Source organism: Herbaspirillum sp. GW821-FHT09A12 (genome assembly GCF_059418325.1).
On sequence record NZ_JBWKPR010000001.1, the window covers coordinates 164,557 to 179,162 of the forward strand.

At 64.1% G+C, this 14,606-nt stretch carries 12 protein-coding genes; 1 reads left to right on the forward strand and 11 read right to left on the reverse strand.

Annotation, left to right across the window (positions count from 1 at the left end; all coding sequences use genetic code 11):
- Nucleotides 1–209 precede the first annotated feature (209 nt).
- The 8 genes from AC07N6_RS00730 to AC07N6_RS00765 all read right to left on the reverse strand — a co-directional run bounded on the left by AC07N6_RS00730 (nucleotide 210) and on the right by AC07N6_RS00765 (nucleotide 9,098).
- Nucleotides 210–2,090 (reverse strand): family 2A encapsulin nanocompartment cargo protein cysteine desulfurase, encoded by a 1,881-nt coding sequence (locus AC07N6_RS00730; RefSeq protein ID WP_494781256.1) that lies wholly within the window; start codon nucleotides 2,088–2,090, stop codon nucleotides 210–212.
- An 18-nt stretch (nucleotides 2,091–2,108) separates the two neighbouring features.
- On the reverse strand, nucleotides 2,109–3,041 hold the full coding sequence (locus tag AC07N6_RS00735; RefSeq protein ID WP_494780420.1) for a family 2A encapsulin nanocompartment shell protein: 933 nt from the start codon (nucleotides 3,039–3,041) through the stop codon (nucleotides 2,109–2,111).
- A gap of 79 nt (nucleotides 3,042–3,120) precedes the next feature.
- Nucleotides 3,121–3,441, reverse strand: coding sequence for a helix-turn-helix domain-containing protein (locus AC07N6_RS00740; RefSeq protein ID WP_494780421.1), 321 nt, complete (start codon nucleotides 3,439–3,441; stop codon nucleotides 3,121–3,123).
- A gap of 11 nt (nucleotides 3,442–3,452) precedes the next feature.
- Complete coding sequence (gene epsC / locus AC07N6_RS00745) at nucleotides 3,453–4,379, reverse strand: serine O-acetyltransferase EpsC (RefSeq protein WP_494780422.1); 927 nt, start codon at nucleotides 4,377–4,379, stop codon at nucleotides 3,453–3,455.
- Between the two features lie 44 nt (nucleotides 4,380–4,423).
- Nucleotides 4,424–4,924, reverse strand: coding sequence for a rhodanese-like domain-containing protein (locus tag AC07N6_RS00750; RefSeq protein ID WP_494780423.1), 501 nt, complete (start codon nucleotides 4,922–4,924; stop codon nucleotides 4,424–4,426).
- Between the two features lie 540 nt (nucleotides 4,925–5,464).
- On the reverse strand, nucleotides 5,465–6,448 hold the full coding sequence (locus AC07N6_RS00755; RefSeq protein ID WP_494780424.1) for a porin: 984 nt from the start codon (nucleotides 6,446–6,448) through the stop codon (nucleotides 5,465–5,467).
- Between the two features lie 527 nt (nucleotides 6,449–6,975).
- Nucleotides 6,976–7,542, reverse strand: a complete 567-nt coding sequence (locus AC07N6_RS00760; protein ID WP_494780425.1) for a hypothetical protein — start codon at nucleotides 7,540–7,542, stop codon at nucleotides 6,976–6,978.
- 155 nt (nucleotides 7,543–7,697) lie between these two features.
- Nucleotides 7,698–9,098 (reverse strand): aminotransferase-like domain-containing protein, encoded by a 1,401-nt coding sequence (locus AC07N6_RS00765; RefSeq protein ID WP_494780426.1) that lies wholly within the window; start codon nucleotides 9,096–9,098, stop codon nucleotides 7,698–7,700.
- A gap of 265 nt (nucleotides 9,099–9,363) precedes the next feature.
- On the opposite strand from AC07N6_RS00765, the gene AC07N6_RS00770 reads away from it, so the two are divergent.
- Nucleotides 9,364–11,004, forward strand: a complete 1,641-nt coding sequence (locus AC07N6_RS00770) for a methyl-accepting chemotaxis protein (RefSeq protein ID WP_494780427.1) — start codon at nucleotides 9,364–9,366, stop codon at nucleotides 11,002–11,004.
- 345 nt (nucleotides 11,005–11,349) lie between these two features.
- Here the strand turns inward: AC07N6_RS00770 and AC07N6_RS00775 are convergent, their stop codons facing one another.
- The 3 genes from AC07N6_RS00775 to AC07N6_RS00785 all read right to left on the reverse strand — a co-directional run bounded on the left by AC07N6_RS00775 (nucleotide 11,350) and on the right by AC07N6_RS00785 (nucleotide 14,470).
- Nucleotides 11,350–12,147: a transporter substrate-binding domain-containing protein gene (locus tag AC07N6_RS00775; RefSeq protein ID WP_494780428.1), complete on the reverse strand. Its 798-nt coding sequence runs from the start codon at nucleotides 12,145–12,147 to the stop codon at nucleotides 11,350–11,352.
- Nucleotides 12,148–12,300: 153 nt separating this feature from the next.
- The gene (locus AC07N6_RS00780; protein WP_494780429.1) at nucleotides 12,301–13,284 is read right to left on the reverse strand and encodes a M14 family metallopeptidase; all 984 of its coding nucleotides are present in this window, start codon (nucleotides 13,282–13,284) and stop codon (nucleotides 12,301–12,303) included.
- 280 nt (nucleotides 13,285–13,564) lie between these two features.
- Nucleotides 13,565–14,470, reverse strand: coding sequence for a LysR family transcriptional regulator (locus AC07N6_RS00785; protein WP_494780430.1), 906 nt, complete (start codon nucleotides 14,468–14,470; stop codon nucleotides 13,565–13,567).
- Nucleotides 14,471–14,606 lie beyond the last annotated feature (136 nt).

The following is a 14,606-nucleotide window of genomic DNA, read 5'->3' on the forward strand; positions in this document are numbered from 1 at the left end:
GGTTATGCAATAGCCGCGGCCGCCCGCACGGGGTGCGGGAGGGCGCGCTGCTGGCGGGGGAGCGTTTCAGTCGGAGGAAAGGGCGTGGAAAGGGCGTGGGAAAGGGGCGGATCGACCATCAGGAACGCGATGTCCTGATGGCGGTAATGACAATAGTGCAGCAGATGGCCCTTGCTGCATCCGGGGCCATCTGCGGTATTCCTGCTCCTTCAGTGCTTGCCGCGCTGGGCGGCAAGGCGCCTGACGACAGCCAGCAGGCAGTCGATCTCGTCGAAGGTGTTGTAGAACGCCAGCGACGGACGCACGGTGGTTTCCACGCCGAAGCGGCGCAGGATGGGTTGGGCGCAGTGGTGGCCGGTGCGCACCGCGATGCCTTCCTGGTTGAGCGCCTTGCCGACTTCCTCGGTCGAATAGCCGTCCAGCACGAAGGACATCACGCTGGCCTTGTGCGCGGCCGTGCCGATCAGCCGCAGGCCTTTGATCTCGCCCAGCTTTTGCATGCCGTACTCCAGCAGCGCATGCTCATAGCCGGCGATGTTCTCGATGCCGATGCGGTTGACATAGTCGATCGCCGCGCCCAGGCCGACGGCATCGGCGATGTTGCCGGTGCCGGCTTCAAAGGTGTTGGGCAGCGGCTGGAATATCGTCTTCTCGAAGGTGACATCGGCGATCATGTTGCCGCCGCTTTGCCAGGGCGGCATGTCTTCCAGCACTGCGCGCTTGCCCCAGACCACGCCGATGCCGGTCGGCCCGAATACCTTGTGGCCGGAGAACACGAAAAAGTCCGCCCCCAGCGCCTGCACGTCGGTGCGCATGTGCGACACCGATTGCGCGCCGTCGACCAGCGCTTTGGCGCCGGCGCGATGCGCCAGTTCGACGATCTCCTTGACCGGCGTGACCGTGCCCAGCGCGTTCGAGACCTGCGTGACGGCCACGATTTTGGTGCGCTCGTTGAGCAGCTTGGCGTATTCGTCCAGCAAGACCTGCCCCGAATCATCCACCGGGATCACGCGCAGCCTGGCGCCTTTCTCGGCCGCCAGCTGCTGCCAGGGGACGATGTTGGCGTGGTGTTCCAGGTGCGAGACGATGATCTCGTCGCCGGCGCCGACGTGCTTGGCGCCCCAGCTCTTGGCCACCAGGTTGATGGCCTCGGTGGTGCCGCGCACGAAGATGACCTCGTTCACGTCCGGCGCATTGATGAAGCCGCGCACGCGTTCGCGCGCGCCTTCGTAGGCATCGGTGGCGCGCGCGGCCAGTTCATGCGCGGCGCGGTGGATGTTGGAGTTTTCGCGGCGGTAGAACTCGCTGATGCGGTCGATCACCGATTGCGGCTTGTGCGTGGTGGCGGCGTTGTCGAACCAGATCAGTTGGCGGCCATTGACGCGCTCCTGCAGGATCGGAAAGTCGCGCCGCACCGCATGCACATCGAACGGCGGATGATGCCCGCTGCCGGCCAGCGGCGCCCGGCCGTGCGGATCTTCCTTGGGCGGCGTAACGAAGCCGCTGGGCAATTCCACCGCATGCAGGAAGTAATACTGCGGCGTGGCCGATGCCTGCGGCGGCTGTGCCGCAGGCGCTCCGGCCGCTTGCGGATGGCCGTGGCCGCCGTCGAGGAAGTAATAACCGCTATCGGCCGCAGGCAATCGCGCCGGCGGCGAGACGGCTTGCGGCACGCCGGTGACGGCGCCGCCCAGGCGCGGCTCATAAGCCGGCAGCGCCGACAGCGCCTTGTCGGGCACGCCGTTGCCGGCTTGCGCGGCCGGCGCCAGCGACGGCGCGCGGTTGCCCAGTGACAGCACCTGGTGCGGCGACGACGGGATCAGGTTGACGCCCGGCGCCAGTCCCTGGGGAATGGCGGTGCCCGGCACGCCCTGGCCGAAGCCGGCCGGGCCGGACAGCGGCGAAGCCGGCGGCGCGATGTTGGCCGGCGCCTGCACGCCATGCGGCGCAAATGGAGCTGAACGCGGCGGCGCGGCGAACAGTTCCGTGGCCAGGCGCGCCAGCAGCGCCGGGTCGAACGGCGCCGCCGACACATCCGGCGCGGCGGCCGCCGCAGGCAGGCCCGGCCCGGCGGGAGCGGAAGAGGGGATGCTCACGATTGAGGCCTCTTATTTGTAGGTGTCGGGATAGTCGTGGTACTTGTTGATCTCGACATCGTCCAGCACCGCCAGCGCATCGGTGGTCAGCACCGCCAGCGAGCAATACAGCGAGATCAGGTACGACGAGATCGCATGGTTGTTGATGCCCATGAAGCGTACCGACAGGCCCGGGCTCTGTTCGCCCGGCAGTCCCGGCTGGAACAGGCCGACCACGCCCTGGCGCTTGTCGCCCACGCGCAAGAGCAGGATCTTGCTCTTGCCGTCGGCCACCGGCACCTTGTCCGACGGGATCAGCGGGACGCCGCGCCAGGTGATGAACTGCGAACCGAACAGGCTGATGGTCGGCGGCGGGGTGCCGCGGCGGGTGGCTTCGCGGCCGAAGGCGGCGATCGCCAGCGGATGCGCCAGGAAGAAGGCCGGCTCTTTCCAGACCTTGGTCAGCAGCTCGTCGAGGTCGTCCGGCGTCGGCGCGCCGGTCAGCGGGAAGATGCGCTGCTCGTCCGTCACCTGGGCCAGCAGGCCGTAATCAGGATTGTTGATCAGTTCGCTTTCCTGGTTTTCCTTGATGGTCTCGATGGTCAGGCGCAGCTGTTCCTTGATCTGGTCGTGCGGGCTGCTGTACAGGTCCGAGACGCGGGTATGCACATCGAGGATGGTGGACACCGCATTCAGGAAGTACTCGCGCGGCTGCTCTTCGTAGTCGACGAAGGTGCGCGGCAACTGGTTTTCCTCTTCGCGCGCGGTGCAGGTGACCTTGATCGATTCCGGATTCCTGACCTTGTTCAAGCGATAGATGCCGGCCTCCACCGGAACCCATTGCAACAGATGCGTCAACCAGCGCGGGCTGATGGTTTCGAGTTGAGGCGCGGTTTTGGTGGCGTTGGCTAGTTGCCTTGCTGCGTTATCGCCGAGTGCGGTGGTACCGCCGACTGTTGCCGACATCTGGACTCCAATATGGGTGGGTTAAGGGAAAATACGTGTGAAGCGACGGTTCAAAGTGTCGCGGCTGGGGACGGATGGCTCAACATGCTATAGCCATCAACTTGAGGCCACGCACCAGGTTCTGCTGGCTGATGTTTTCCCCGCGCGTGACCAGTTCGGACGGCGACAAGGTCAGCGCATTGGCCAGTTTTTCCACGGTCACCAGAGATGCGATCGCGGTGCCGCGCTCGATCTCCCCGATGTAGGAGCGGTTCAGGTTCGAGTTTTCGGCCAGGCGCTCCTGCGACCAGCCGCGCGCGCGCCGCAACTGGCGCACGCCGATGCCGAAGCTCTGGACCAGCGCGCTGGACAGCGCATCGTCCTCGGTGCGCAGCGCTTGCCTGTCGGCGACCGGGTTCATGTCGATCTCCGTCATGCCGCGGCGGCGGCCGTGAGCACGGCGCCTTCTTCGCGCGAGGCCGCCTGGGAGATATGCGCCCCGGCCGGCACATCGTGGGTCAGCCAGACATTGCCGCCGATCACCGCGCCGCGCCCCAGGGTGATGCGGCCGAGGATGGTGGCGCCGGCGTAAATGACGACATCGTCCTCGACCACCGGATGGCGCGCATTGCCCTTTTCCAGCTTGCCCTGGGCATCGGTGGGAAAGCGCTTGGCGCCCAGCGTGACAGCCTGGTAGATGCGCACGTTATTGCCGATGATGGCGGTTTCGCCGATCACCACGCCGGTGCCGTGGTCGATGAAGAAACCCGAACCGATGCGGGCGCCGGGGTGGATATCGATGCCGGTCGCGCTGTGCGCCAGCTCCGAGATGATGCGGGCCAGCAGCGGCAGGCCCAACTGGTAGAGGCGATGCGCCAGCCGGTAGTGGATCATCGCCAGCGTGCCGGGGTAGCACAACAGCACTTCGTCGACGCTGCGCGCGGCCGGGTCGCCATGGAAGGCGGCCAGCACATCGCTATCGAGCAGGCTGCGAATATCCGGGAGCGAGGCGCCGAAGGCGCGCGTCACATGCAAGGCGTCGGCATCGAGCTCCGGCACGGCCTTGCCTTGCAGGCTGGCGCTGTACTTCAGTTCCAGCCGGGCCTGCTCGAGCAGGCTGTGCAGGGCGGCGTCGAGCGCGTGGGCGACGTGGAAGTTCTCGCTTTCCTGCCGCAAGTCCGGCGGCCCCAGCCGCATCGGGAACAACACGCCCTTGAGGCTATCGACGATCGTCGCCAGCGCGTCGCGCGAGGGGAATTCGCGGCCATTGGCATCGTTGTTGCGCCGTTGCGAGAGACGCCAGTCCAAACGCGCTTCGTGCAGCGACTGGACGATCTGGTGGATATCGAAATTGGCCACGTGGTCCTCGTGAGATATGTTGTGCCGCCGGATGCGCGCCGGCCTTAGTCTTGCACCCAAGGCAGGCCATGAAAGCGCCAGCCGTCGGCTTTTCCGCGCTGGAGTTGCTGGTCGATCTCGCCTTCGAAACCTTCCAGCACATTGAAAATACAGGTCAGCCCGGCCTTGGCCGCGGCTTCCGCGGCTGCCGTCGAACGCTTGCCGCTGCGGCACAGCAGCAGGGTAGGCACATCCTTGCCGCCGATCTTGCTTTCCAGTTCGCGCACGAAACGGGGATTGCGCGACAGCGAGGTGCCGGTGGCCCAGGCGACATGGGCGCTGCCTGGGACATGGCCGACGAACTTGCGTTCCTCGGCGGTGCGCACGTCTACCAGCAATGCCTTGCCGGCCGAGAACAGCGCCCATGCGGCCTGCGGCGTCACGCCGCCGGCGTAAGGCAGGCCGGCGGCGGCCGCCTGGTCGCGGATGGCGGCCAGTTCCTGCGGCAATTCAAGCGGAGCGGCAAGTTGCGCCGGGACCGCGCTGAGGGGGGAACTTGATGACATCGCGAATTCTCCTGAAGCAAGGGATAGGGATGCAAGCCGTTGGGAAAGCCGCACCCGGAATTTGGTGGTTATAGACGGCAATTCATGGGGCAACTCTAAAACCACGGGAGAAGAAAGCGAACGAATAAAAGGGAGGCTTGAAAGAAGAAAAACGTATAAGCAGTGCAAGCGTCCTGCGTGTTATCAGCAGTGGCGACAAGGCGATACTGGCCCGGTGCGGGCGACCGATCTGGGGGCAAGACGCACCAAATGGGCGCGAGTACAGGAAGTGGGGAGGGCGCGGGAACGACTATTTCCGGCTTTTAATATGCGGAAAAGGTGGTGGGACGAGATTTGCCGCGACCTCATGGAAGCGGCCACAAGCGGCAATAATCGGCCACAAGCGGCAAAAAAGTCCGGCAGTGCTGGCGCACGCCGGACTGAACAGCAGGGACCCATTCGCATTGATCACTGCCGGCACTGCAGCCCGCGACGCAATACGCCGCTGCGGACCCTCAAGACAAAAGCCGGGGGAGGCAGTTGCCCCCCCGGCTCGGGACATCAGAACTTGTGGCGGATGCCGGCGTTGAACAGGTTGTCGGCGGAGCCGTTGCGGTCAACCCTGTAGTTGACGGCGTAGTTGTTCGACAGGCGCGACCAGCTGGTGTACAGGTTGGTGCGCTTGGACAGGTTGTGGGTGTAGCCCAGCGCGATCTGGGTGGCATCGCGGTGGTCGGCGAACTTGTCGTACTTGTGCATCAACGAAGTCATGATGATGTCGTTGGGCGTCAGGTTGATGTTCAGGCCGATCAGGGCGTCGCGCGTATCCAGTGTGCCCAGGCCCTTGTTGATCGCGTAGGCGATGAAGGGCTGCAGCAGGCCGAAGTTGTAGTTACCGCCCAGCAGTGTGGTCTTGGCGGCATCGGAGCCGGTGGCGTTCTTGGTGTTCTGGTGGGTCAGCACCACTGCCAGCGGGCCGGCAGCGTAGCCGATGGCGCCGGCCATGGTGCGGTTGGCGCTGTTGTCGCCAGCCACTTCGCCGAAGCTGTAGGCAACCTGGCCGTTCACGCCGTTGGCAGCGGAGTAGCTGTAGTTGACGGTATTGTCGGTGCGGCTGCCGCCATAGTTGAAGATGCGCGCGGAGTCGCCGGCCAGCGTGTCGCCGAACGGGTCGAATACCGATGCGTTGGAGTAGACCATGGTCTGGGTGCGGCCGAGTTTGACTTCACCGAAACCGCCCGACAGGCTGACGTACGACTGGCGGTTGAACAGCACGCCGGTGGCGCCCATGGCGCCGGTGTCGGCGTTGAAGCCGGACTCCAGCACGAAGTTGGCCTTCAGGCCGCCGCCCAGATCCTCGGTACCCTTGAAGCCGACGCGGCTGCCGCTCTGGTTGCCGCTGTCCATCGAGAGACGGGTGCCGGAACCGGCATTTTCCACTTTCAGGCCCATGTCGACCACGCCATAGATGGTGACGCTGCTTTGTGCCGATACGGTGCCGGCGATGGTGGCGAGTGCGGCAAATGCCAGTACTGATTTCTTCATTGGTTACCCCTGTTGGTTGAACGACGTGTGAAAAAATTGGCTCGTGGCGGCGGCCGTTTTTCTTTCCCGGCTGCTGCTTTGTCGATGTATGGATGGTAGGCAGGGCCGGCGGCGGCAGCGATAGACAGATCCCGGGAAATACGCCGTGGCTGTATTGATCCGGATCCAATACAGCCTCTTGAAACAGGCGCCGGAGGCGGACGGCTCGTTTGTGATCAGATGCGGCGGCAGGCGCGGCGGAGGCAATGGCGGCAAACAGATGCCGGAGCCCGGCCGTACAGACCGGATCTGCGGGAATTGACGGGCGGCGCCGGTGTTGAGGTTTTTTTATGGCGAGTGGTGCTGCAACAACAATGTTATAAAACATTCCGAGCTTATCGCTGGCGTCGGCGGTGTCGCCGGCGGAAATCGTATGCAGGCGCAGGAAAGGGACGGGGGCGTGCGCGGGTGTGCCAATGAAAAAAGCCACGCCCGAAGGCGTGGCAACAGAGGGTGACTTGTAAAAGTCGCCAGGAAAGCGTGGCGGGTCAGCGCGCTTGCGCGGCCTTGCCTATATTGCGGATGATCCAGCGCACCGCGGTGGTCAGCATCGCTTCATCCAGCGTCGGGATGAAACCGATGCTGAAGCGCTGGTCGTGTACGGTCAGCACATAGCAACCCAACAGGATGCCGATGTTGACATCGATGTCATGGTCGAACACCTGTTGCGATCCGATCGCGTAGATAAGCCGCAATGTGAAGTTAGGGCCGTCGAGTTCATCGCCGTCTGCCAGCGAGTGGAAGCGCCCATCCTCGTCGCGCATGCCGATGGCACAGGCTTCGCTGCCGATGTAGAGCTGCTCGGCGATTTTCCGCTGAAGCATTTTCACCAGATACGCGCGCGGAAAACCGAATCGCAGGCGCAGCGGCGCGCGCATGCGGTTCGATACCAGGCGTGCTTGCGGCGCGAGGGTATGTTGATGCATTGACGAAGGTGGCACGCCGTCCTCCACAGATAAGATGGCCGCCGCACAGCTTTGCGGCTGCGGCGCAACGATTGAAATTGAGGTAAGTGTAGGCGCGCGGGCCATGCTTGAAAATAACTCTCTTGGCATAGAGTCCATGCCTCCCAGGCATGGCGTGTTCGCGTCGGCCTTACTGCGATGCCTGTGGAGTATAGAAGTGGGGAGGCACGTGGAATTGCGTTTTCGGCACAGGCAGGTGCCGATTACATCAAGCGCTTGCCACGGTAGCGGGAATCGCCCATGCTTCAGGCCCGTAGGTCACGCAGGAAATTGAGCAGCGCAGGTTCCGTGCAATAGGCGACATTGAGGCGGAACCAGGGGGTGGCCTGGAGATGGTTGCGGAACACCTTGCCCGGTGCGATCAGGATGCCGGCGGCGGCGGCGCGGCACCAGATTTCTTCCGAATCGGCGATGGCGGGATGGCGCGCCCACACGAACTTGCCGCCCAGCGGCCGGCAGAACAGCTGGTAGCCTTCCGACTCCAGCATCTCGCAAGCCAGTTGCTGGCTGCTGGCCAAGCGGTAGCGCAGGCGCTCCACGCTGCGCCGGTACTGGCCTTCGGTCAATGCGTGGTAGACCAGGCGTTCGTCGATCTGGCTGCCGGTGATGCTGGCCACCATCTTCAGGCTGGACAATTCGCGCACGAGGTCGGCGGCGCCGGCGACGAAGCCCACGCGCGTGGCCGAGGACAGCGTCTTGGAAAAGCTGCCGACGTACAGCACCCGCGTCAGTTGGTCGAGCGTGGCGATGCGCGGCAGCTGCACGCCCAGCATGTCGCAGTAGACATCGTTCTCGACGATGCGGAAATCGAATTGCTCGGCCAGCTTGAGCAGGCGGTGCGCATTGGCGGGAGCGATGCAGGAGCCGGTGGGCGCATGCAGCATCGATTGCGTAAACATCATCACCGGCCGATGCTCGCGTGCCAGCGCCTCCAGGTGATTGAGATCGGGGCCGTCGGGCAGGCGCGGCAACGGCACGGGACGGATGCCGTATTGATGCAGGTTGCTGAACAGGTTGAAGTAGCCGGGATCGTCCACCAGCACGCGGTCGCCGCGCTTGAGGCAGAGCCGCATGATCAGGTCGGCCGCCTGCGAGGCGCCGGTGGTCAGCAGGATCTGGTCGGCTTGCGAATGAATGCCCAGCCCTAGCAGGCGCGCCTGCAGCAGGCCGCGCAGCGGACTGTAGCCATACGGCTCGCCATACTGGCTCAGGTTCGAGTCGGCCCTGGCCGCCAGCGACTTCAGGCCGCTCCTGATCAGTTCGCTGTCGATCCAGTCGGGCGGCATGCGTCCGCTGCTGGCGCATAGCCGGTCTTGCGGCGTGGTGAGGTGCGAGCGCAGTTGCCACAGGTGGTCGGGCTCGCTGCCTTGGTCCTCGTGCGGGGCCGGCGTCGCGCCGAAATGCTGCGGCCGCGAGATGAAGAAGCCGCTGCGCGGGCGCGACTGGAAATAACCCTGCGCCACCAGCCGCTCGTACGCCTCGGCCACGGTATGCGCGCTGATGTGGTGGTCGCGCGCGAAGGTGCGAATCGAGGTGGCGCGGCTGCCCTGGCGCACCACTTCGCTGTCGATCAGTTTTTTCATCTGCTCGACGATCTGTTCTACCAATGAGAGTCCCGAACTCCCTGAAATCCTGACCAGAGCCATGGAATCACCTTATGTGCTTGTTATTGTCGCGCACGGCCAATGCCGGGCTGCAAGGCGACTGTACTGCCGCGACGGGAGTACAGATGGTGGCGCGCCGGATGTATGCCGGGACGCCCGTTCAAGTTGTCAGCTATTTGCAAGCATTGTGCCATGTCTTGCTGCAAGGGCCGTTGCGCGGTGCAACCCGCGGCGAGCGGGTATGGTTCTTGCAGAAATATGCAAGACGGCGACATCTGAGTTGTCGATACAAACAGGGGGAAACAAGATGAAGTTTTTTGGCAACATGAAAATAGGCAGTCGCCTGGCGATCGGTTTTTCCATCGTGCTGGCGCTGTCGGTGCTGGTGATGGCCATCGGCATCTGGCGGCTGCAGGCGGTGTCCGACGTCACCCATGAAATGGTCAGCCAATCGGTGCGCAAGGAGCGGCTGATCTCGGCCTGGTACGGCAACCTGCGTGCGGCCATCCTGCGCACCATCGCCATGTCGCGCAGCACCGACCCGACATTGAATAACTATTTCCTCAACGAGGAACTGGCCTCCAACAAGGAAACCGCCGACCTGCAGAAAGAACTGAACCAGATGCTCGGCAGCGACCAGGAGAAAAGCCTGTACCAGGAGATCGAGGGTTACCAGAAGGATTACAAGCGCATCTACCTGAGCATGATGGACATGAAATCCACCGGCGACCAGGACGGCGCCAACCGCGTGTTGATCCAGGAATTCATGCCGCTGGCGCGCAAGTACCAGGGCGCCATGCAGAAGCTGCAGAAGGCCGAGCAGGAAGAGATCGATGTCGCCTCGGCCAATGTCGACAGCGTCACCCGGCAAAGCCGCATCCTGCTGCTGGCGCTGGAAGGCGTGGCCCTGCTGCTGGGCGTGCTGTGCGCCGGGCTGCTCACGCGCGGCATCGTGCGTCCGCTGAAGCTGGCCGTGGGCTTGTCGAAGCGGGTGGCGGCCGGTGACCTGTCGGCGCGCATCGAGGTTGGATCGCGCGATGAAATCGGCCAGTTGCTGACTTCGCTGCAGGAGATGAACGGCAATCTGCGCAGCATCGTCACCAATGTGCGCCAGGGCACCGACGCCATCGCCACCGCCTCGGGTGAAATCGCCGAGGGCAACCAGGACCTGTCGGCGCGTACCGAGCAGCAGGCCGGCGCGCTGGAAGAGACCGCATCGGCCATGGAGGAACTTATCTCGACCGTGCGCAAGAACGACGACAACGCGCATGAAGCCAGCCGCCTGGCGGCCTCGGCCTCGGACATCGCCACCGAGGGCGGCGCCGTGGTGGATCGCGTGGTGGATACGATGGGATCGATCAATGAGTCGTCCAGGAAGATCGTCGACATCATCAGCGTGATCGACGGCATCGCCTTCCAGACCAATATCCTGGCGTTGAACGCCGCGGTGGAAGCGGCGCGCGCCGGCGAGCAGGGGCGCGGCTTCGCGGTGGTGGCCTCAGAAGTGCGTTCGCTGGCCCAGCGTTCGGCGGCGGCGGCCAAGGAGATCAAGTTGCTGATCGACGATTCTGTCGACAAGGTCAATGCCGGCAGCGCGCTGGTGGGGCAGGCCGGCGCCACCATGGGCCGGGTGGTGGAGAGCGTGCGGCACGTCAGCGCGATCGTCAACGAGATCAGCATCGCCAGCGCCGAGCAGAGCGAAGGTATCCGGCAGGTCAACGAGGCCATTACCCAGCTTGACGATGTGACCCAGCAGAATGCCGCGCTGGTGGAGCAGGCGGCCGCCGCGGCCGCTTCGATGCGCAGCCAGGCCGGGACCTTGACTCAGTTGGTGAGCGTGTTCGCCACCGAGGATCGGGGAACGGATTCGGATATCGTGATGGATGCGCCGGCCGGGAAGCGACGCTTGCCTTTGCCAGGGCGCAGGAGAGCGTTGACGCAGACTTGAGCATCAGTTTTTTGTGGCGAGGAAAAAGGGAACTACGGTTCTAATGCCGTTCAGTTAAGCACTGAACGGCATTTTTGTTTGTGCAGTCCAGACTCCGTTCGCCCTGAGTAGCTGCGCAGCAGCGTATCGAAGGGCAGACAAGAGATCGGTAAGGTCTGACACGCTGGCTTCGATACGGCCCTCTCGGGCCTACTCAGCCCGAACGGCTCTGTGATGAGTACTTCAGAATTAGCCTTAACTGAACGGTATTAGAACCGCGGTTTCTTTTTTGTGTGCCCATGCCGGGCGCATAAAAAAACGGCGGAGTGTTCCGCCGTTCCTGTTGCTGCGAGCAAGCCGCCGGTATTACTGGAACGTGGTCGCCATCTTTTGCGGCAGCGGCACGTTGAGCCACTTCTTGACGATGGCGTTGAGTTCGCCGCTCTTCTTGGCGGCGGTGATGGTCTCGTTGACCTTGGCCAGCAGGGCCTGCTCGCCCTTGTTCAGGCCGACGCTGCAGCTCGACTCGTTGATGATGTACTTCAGCACCGGCTTGTTGTCCGGCGCCTTCTCGCCCAGCGCATAGGCCACGAAGTCGCCGGTGCCCACCAGTTGCACCTGGCCCGAGACGTAGGCCGAGATCATGGCGTTGTTGTCTTCATAGCGCTTGATGGTGGTGCTCTTGGGGGCGCTATCGGTCAACTGGATATCCTGGAAGGTGCCGCGGGCCACGCCCACGGTCTTGCCGGCCAGGTCGGCGGCGTTGGCGACCTGGATGGCGGCCACGCCGAACACGCTGTTGTTATAGGGCGCATAGGCTTGCGAGAAGTCGATCACCTTTTCGCGCTCGGCGTTCTTGCCCAGGGTGGAAATCATCAGGTCGGCTTTATGCGTTTGCAGGTAGGCGATGCGGTTGGCGCTGGCCACCGGCACCAGTTGCACCTTCACCCCCATCTTTTGCGCGATCAGCTTGGCGACGTCGATGTCCAGGCCCTGCAATTGCAGCTCGCTGTTGACCGAGCCGAACGGCGCAAAGTCCTGCGGCACGCCGATGCGCACCACGCCGGATTTCTGGATGTCGGCCAAGGCGTCGGCGCGGGCGTGGATGGAGAGGATCGACAGCAGGCCGAAAGAAGCGGCCAGTACCGGTTTTGCAAACTTCATAGTTATCCCTTGAAATGATGTGGTATCCACGGCGTCGGCGTGCTTGCCGGCGTCGTCCATTGTTGCGGATGCCGACCGGATGCGTCCGGCCCATCCGCGCTGCGGCCGGATGATGAACGGCGCGCAGGATGCAGCGGCGTCTTTGCGCCTGCTTCAACGCATGATTTCTTTCCCGAGCCGCATGACGGTGACGTTCGGTCCGATATGCCGTAATGACGGCATGACCAGCGTGCAGTCGTCGTAGGGCGTGACGATATCGCGTCCGTTTTCATTCGCAATTACCGTGCCAGCCTTGGCGATGACTTCCATGCCGCGGTAGTCGTCCGCAAATTCCAGATCCATCCCTTGCGCCACCACCGGTTCGGTGACGCCGATGAAGCGCTGCTTCGGCAAGGGCCGGTCGATTCGCAGTTGCGCCATGTCTTCCGGCGCTGCCACGCCGGTGGCCACCAGGAAGCGCGCCGCCACGTCTTGCGCCACGCGTTCGCTGGCGGCGGAGAAGTGCTGGCCGCATTCCACCAGCAGTGCGTTCTTGGGGCTGGCCGGATCGCCGAAGCCGGCGTAGTCGCGCATGCGCACGCCGTTGGGGTGGCCTTGGTCGACCACTACGTGCTGCGGCGTGCCCAGTTGCGCGGCAAAGTCCATGCCCTTGTCCAGCGGGCCGCTGACGATCAGCGGCGGCGCCGCTTCATGCATGGAATGCAGGTCCAGCATGTAGTCGACGCTGTCGATGATGGGCCGCAGCTGGCGCGCGCGGCGCAGTTCGGATGAGTCCGCGTCGCTATCCAGGCGCGCCGCGCTCCAGACGCGGTTCATGTCTTCGTCGATGTAGCGTGAGGCGTCGGCGTTGCGCGGGTCGAAGCGCTGGTAGGCCGCGACGTTGGCGAAGCCCAGCGTGACGCGCCCGCGGCGCGGGCGCAGACCTTGCCTGAGCAGGCGATCGACGGCGATGGCGCCGCCCACTTCATTGCCGTGCATGAGCGCCAGGATCATCACATGCGGCCCTTCGACATGGCTGTCGACGGTGTGGATGAAATCGACGCCGGTATTGCCGATGCGCCAGCGCTCGATGTCGGGGAATTCAACTTCTACAGGGTAGTTCGGCAATGCCGCACGAACTTGCTCCAGGGTCTTCATATGCTTGTTTCCAAGAGGGCGAGGCACGTTGGCGGGGAACGTGGCGGAATCGAAAATCGGTGGCGCGGCAGGCAGTCAAGCCACGCTGGCCGCAGCTGTTTCGCGAGCGAGTATAGGCAGGCGCAAGGGAAGATTTGTGCCGATTCGGCACAGGCCTGTGCTTTCTGCCGCGCCTCGTGTGCGGATGGTTGAATGCGGGGCACGCGGGCGCGAACTTGGGGCGCATCTTCACCAATTGCGTGCCTGATCGCAAGCGCTCCCGGCGCATGGGAGCGCGGGGTCAATCGGCGCCGTGGCTGGCGCGCGCGTATTGCCAGATGGTGTTGACCAGTTCATTGCCGCTGCCGCGCACGCGGTACAGCGAGATGTCGAAACGTATGCGCAGCGCGGCGTCGCCCACCACCAGCAGGCGTGCGGCGGCGATGTCCTGCTGCACCAGGCGCTGCGGCAGCCAGGCCAGGCCGATGCCGCGCACGGCCATCTCCTGGATCGCTTCATACGAATCGGCCTGGTACACCATCTTCAGCGCCGGCTTGTGCTCCAGCTCGGCCAAATGTTTGGCCAGCACGCCGCGCAGCGTCAGCGTCTGCGAGAAGGCCAGCCAGGGGATGGCGGCTTCCCTGGCGTCGAGCCGGTACAGCGGCTTGCCGTGCTTGTCCGGCGCCGACACCGGCAGCAGCAGCTCGTGCGCCAGCGTCAGCGATTCATAGCGCCGATGGTCCACCAGCATGCGCGTGGCCGGGCTGGAATAGATCAGCAGCATGTCGGTCTCGCCGGCGGCCAGCTTCATGATCACGTCCTGCGCGCCGCCGGTGCTGATCGATACCGGAAACGCCCCGCAGTGCTGGCGCACTTGTTCATACCAGTCGGGGAAGAAGGTCTGCGACAGCGTGCGCCCGGTGGACAGGCGCAGCAGGTTATCGCTCTCGGCGGGCGACTCCTGCAATTGCGCGCGGGCGGCATACAGCACATCCACCGAGTTGTGCGCGGCGTCGAGGAACAGCTTGCCGGCGCGCGTCAGGCTCACCGGTTGCGTGCGGGTGACCAGTTCGGCGCCGACCCATTGCTCCAGCGCCTTGATGCGGCGCCCGAAGGCAGGATGGGTAACGAAGCGGTTCTCCGCCGCGCGCGAAAAGCTGCGCGTGCGCGCCAGTTCGATGAAGTCTTCCAGCCAGACGAGATGCACTTGCGTTTCCTTTGCCTGATGCCGTGCGCATGCCGGCGCGGCGTGTTGATCTGAAACCCGTGAGCAGGGCGATGCACGGCGAAAAATACGAACCCAATGCCGGCAGGTTCACGAGCGGGCCGGCCCGCTCCGGCCT